Annotated in this window: 4 protein-coding genes; 1 reads left to right on the forward strand and 3 read right to left on the reverse strand. The window is 40.2% G+C overall.

Translation table 11 applies throughout. From position 1 onward, the window contains the following. Positions 1 to 246: 246 nt before the first annotated feature. The gene (locus tag E5A76_RS05910) at positions 247 to 972 is read left to right on the forward strand and encodes a DUF3581 domain-containing protein (RefSeq protein ID WP_053989772.1); all 726 of its coding nucleotides are present in this window, start codon (positions 247 to 249) and stop codon (positions 970 to 972) included. Between the two features lie 61 nt (positions 973 to 1,033). Here the strand turns inward: E5A76_RS05910 and E5A76_RS05915 are convergent, their stop codons facing one another. The 3 genes from E5A76_RS05915 to nagE form a co-directional block, all read right to left on the reverse strand. After that, entirely contained in the window at positions 1,034 to 2,371 is a 1,338-nt protein-coding gene (locus tag E5A76_RS05915; RefSeq protein WP_161118382.1) for a sensor histidine kinase, read from the reverse strand. Continuing rightward, on the reverse strand, positions 2,352 to 3,029 hold the full coding sequence (locus tag E5A76_RS05920; RefSeq protein ID WP_053989774.1) for a winged helix-turn-helix domain-containing protein: 678 nt from the start codon (positions 3,027 to 3,029) through the stop codon (positions 2,352 to 2,354). Before E5A76_RS05920 ends, E5A76_RS05915 begins: the two co-directional genes overlap by 20 nt. 229 nt (positions 3,030 to 3,258) lie before the next feature. Then, on the reverse strand, positions 3,259 to 4,711 hold a 1,453-nt coding region (gene nagE, locus E5A76_RS05925; protein WP_262383639.1), incomplete at its 5' end, for an N-acetylglucosamine-specific PTS transporter subunit IIBC.

Here is a 4,711-nt window from a genome sequence, read left to right on the forward strand (position 1 = left end):
GTTAATAACCAATATGAATCAATGTTTGAGTTTTATTGAAAATATTCAAATCTAGCTTCATTTTATTGACCAATACAACAAGTGTGATCTTGATCCAATAAAAAAGTCAGACCAGTTAATTATGAATAGAAAGACTTGCGTTATCACATAATTTCATATCAAACCGTTTTCATCTGGCTAGACCATTTAAATGAAATTTATGTTGTAGAATAGCGGCAGTTTCTATTTCAGGTATTCATACGTAACATGTTTTTAGATACATATTATTCAGACAAAAGTGGCAAATTTTCTTTTACTCGTGAACAAGCGAGTGATTTTGCAAAACGTATCGCAGGCGACTTTAATCCAATTCATGACGAAGATAACAAGCGTTTTTGCGTACCTGGTGATCTCCTTTTTTCTGTACTACTTGCAAACGTTGGTATTAGTCAAAAAATGCGAGTGTCATTTGCTGGCATGATCAACGAAACAACTGAGCTAAGTATCGCGACCAAATCAGAATCAGAACTATCAATGGTTGATGATGGCGGCAAAGAATATTTGCACTTATCACGTACAGGCGACACCACTCACAATCAAGATCTGATTGCGCAAATCACCAAAAGTTATGTGCAGTTTTCAGGCATGAACTTCCCACATATCATGGTGCCTTTAATGAAATCTAAAGACATTATGATCAACCCTACCCGTCCTCTAGTTGTTTACGAAAGCATGGAACTTGAGTTTACTCGTCTTGATCTTAAGTGCCCTCACGTTGAGCTAACAGGCTCTGATATTGATGTTGATGGTAAACGTGGTAGCGTAACATTGAAGTTCTGCTTTAAAGAAAATGGTGAAGTGGTTGGTACTGGTCGTAAGCGTATGGTAATGAGTGGCTTAAAACCATACTGCCAAGAAGGGATTGACGATTTAGTTTATCGCTTCAATGAAAAGAAAGAGCATTACAACAACCTATACGTAGAAGCGGTATAACCGCTGACTACAAAGATAAAAAAGCCGAGGTTTTCCCTCGGCTTTGTTTTTACAGCATCAATCATAACTCGATTTCTGACTGACGATTCTGCTGCGGTTTTAATGGGAAATACAAACGGGTGCGTAAACCTGGATTATTATCACTAAAAGCCAAATCACCACCATGGCTTTTCATGACAGCTTCAACTAATGATAAACCTAAACCGAATCCCTGATGGGTGCGACTCTTATCTGCACGGTACATCGGCTCTTTAATGCGACCTTTATCTTCGTCTGATACACCTAAACCATTATCAATCACCACTACCCCAAAGTGATCAACGACCACTTCTATATTACCTTGCTCTGGTGTGTACTTAATCGCGTTTTCTACCACGTTATAGATTGCTCTAAACAGTAAGCTTGGCTCACCTTGCAGTTTGTAGGGTTCATCTTCACGAAATGATAATACTTGCTGCTTTTCATCAGAGATAGGCAATAGAAATTCAACCACATCTTGGCACACCGTTGATAAATCCACCCACTGCTTATCTATCTTATGTTTACCACTGTTAATATTAGCGATTTCAAGCATACCGTTGAACATCCCCAATAAAACTTCAAGATCATCATGGCAAGCTTCTAAATCTTTGGTAAAGGGTGCTGTATCTTTCGTTAATAGATCTTCAAGCCGAAGTTTCATACGTGCGATGGGCGTTCGTAAATCGTGTGCCATACCTACAGAGAGCTCTTTTAGAGATTCTTCTTTTTTCTCAACTTGTTCAATCAAAAAATTAAGATGGATCGTCAGTACATCAAATTCATCATCATTAGCACTAACGGGCAGTTTTACCCCTTTCTCACCCAAAATAACGCGATTCATACCATGATTAACACGCTCAAGCTTTTTCAAAATAGAAATCGCAAATAACAAGGCCCCTGCTAACATCAAAATCACCGGAACAACAATACCTGTGACTAATACTGGGATCATGGAATCACGATAGGCATGCATTAACTTTGGATTAACGCCGATAATAAGTTGTTTGTTATCGGGAAAATCTAAAACACGCTCCAATTTAGTGGACTGCAACCGTGTTTGTGAAAAAACCGCTGGATAGGTAATACTGGTATCGGTGTTGAGTGATGATGTAACACGGTATTCAAACGCATTATTTAACTTATCATGCTCATCAACTGCTTCTATCACTGCCTGATAATCGCCTTTATCCAGCATTCTCTCAAACAGCGACACTTCATTGTTTAAATCTTGCTCTAACTGATTCTGATAAAAGCTCTCTGAGCCAACGAATACCTGATTGATAAATAAGATAAACATCAAAGACACACAAGAGATAAAATACAGCAGAACTTTAAAAATACTGGATCGAGAAAGCTTATCAGATCCGGCGTAAGACATAGCCCGCCCCTCTTACCGTATGGATAAGGCTTGGCTCTCCACCTTCTTCTAGTTTCTTTCTTAAGTTAGCGATATGAACATCAATCACGTTTGTTTTAGGATCAAAATGGTAGCTCCACACTGATTCAAACAAGCTCATACGTGAAACAACACTCTCAGCGTGCTCCATGAGATATTGCAGCAATAAAAACTCTTTTTGCTGTAAGTTCAACATGCGAGAGCCACGCCATACACGATGAGATTTAATATCTAAACGTAGATCATCATAAATATATTCAGACGATATGGTTGTTGACGCTTGATTACGTTTGACCAAGATTTTGGCGCGCGCCACTAACTCTGCTAATGCAAAAGGTTTTGTTAAATAATCATCGCTACCAGCAGTTAAACCAGCAACACGATCTTCAACACTGTCCATTGCACTTAAAATAAGGATCGGTGTTTGATTTTCAGTCGCTCGCAATGCAGCAAGGACTTTTAAGCCATCAAGCATAGGTAACATGCGATCAAGAATAATAAGTTGATAATCACAGCTTGTTGCCATCATTAACCCTTGGTGACCGTCTTCCGCTTCATCAACCACGAAGCCATGCTCGCGTAAGCCCTGTGCGATAAACTCACGAGTCGTAATATCATCTTCTATGACGAGTACTTTCATTCAGAACCTAATTGCTTGTCTTATCTATTATTTAATTCAAACATTATAACCATAATCGGTCTTATTTTCCGATATCCATAAAACAGACATAGCTTGAATCCACCTGTCTTTGTTGGGTTACTTTGTTTTCATTTTCTGTAAGCATAAAAAAACGGCCTACCAAGAGGCAGACCGTTTGTAGCGACCATAGGGGGAAATTATGGAATCGCTAACTCGCTAGCTGATTGTCTTATAGCGACTTCATTTGGTTCGCAATAATTTCAGCTTGTGGACCAAGGATAACTTGAAGGTTATTAGAACCTACATTTACGACACCTTTAGCACCCAGTTGTTTTAGTTTCGCATCGTCGATGATTGAACGGTCAACGATACCTAAACGTAGACGAGTGATACATGCAGAGATATCAGTTAAGTTATCTTTACCACCTAGTGCTTCTAGGTAAGATTTCGCTAGATCCGCTTTGCTTGCTGCATCGTCTTCTGGGTTTGAGTTTTCTGCTGGTGCATCTTCACGGCCCGGAGTCTTCAGGTTGAAAACTTTGATTACAGCAACAAACACAACAAAGTAAATTGCGCCAACTACTAAGCCCATTGGGATGATTTCCCAAGAGTTATGTGCCGCAGGAGCATTGTAGTTCAGGATGTAGTCAATCAAGCCTGATGAGAAGCTAAATGCCATGTGAATATCTAGCTGAGAAGCAACTACGATGCTGATACCCATTAGGATAGCGTGTACTACGTATAGTGCAGGAGCTAGGAACATGAACATGAATTCGATTGGCTCTGTGATACCAGTTAAGAATGCAGTTAATGCAACACTTAATAGCATACCACCTACTACTTTCTTGTTTTCTTTCTTCGCTGTTACGTAGAAAGCAAGTGCAGCACTTGGTAGACCAAACATTACTACAGGGAAGAAACCACTTAGGATTTGTCCTGCTGTTGGGTCACCTGCGAAGAAACGAGAAATTTCACCCGTTACAACATGGCCGTCAGCTGCTGTATAGCTACCGAATACGAACCAAACCATGCTGTTTAGGATGTGGTGAAGACCTAGTGGGATAAGTAGACGGTTAGCAACACCGTATACGAACTCACCTGGCATACCACTTGTTAGGATCCATTGACCAAGGTGGTTAATACCGTCTTGGATTGGAGGCCAAATGATGCTGAATGCGTACGCAAGAATAAGTGCAACAAGACCAGTCACAATTGGTACGAAACGCTTACCACCGAAGAAACCTAGGAACTCAGGTAGTTTGATTGCGTTAAAGCGGTTGTAAAGAAGACCCGCACACACACCAATAATGATACCACCGGCAACGCCTGGGTCTACATCTGGATTTAGTGTTTTAAGTGCAGCCATAAGGATAAAGTAACCTACAGCTGATGCGATTGCTGCTGCTGCCGAGTTGTCTTTCGAAAATCCAGCACCCACACCCATTGCAAACAAAAGTGCAAGGTTAGTAAATACCGCCTGGCCACCCGCTGCAATAAATGGGATGTTTAATAGATCAGGTTGACCAATACGCAGCAAAATACCGGCAATCGGCAATACTGCGATAGGAAACATAATCGCGTTCCCTAGTTTTTGGAAATGTCCGAGAATACTCATCTTCTTCTCCACGTTAAAAGTTAAAATTAAAGTAAATTGTTTTAATAACTTAAGGATACGCTTTGAT

Source organism: Photobacterium lucens (assembly GCF_009873615.1).
Lineage (GTDB): Bacteria > Pseudomonadota > Gammaproteobacteria > Enterobacterales > Vibrionaceae > Photobacterium > Photobacterium lucens.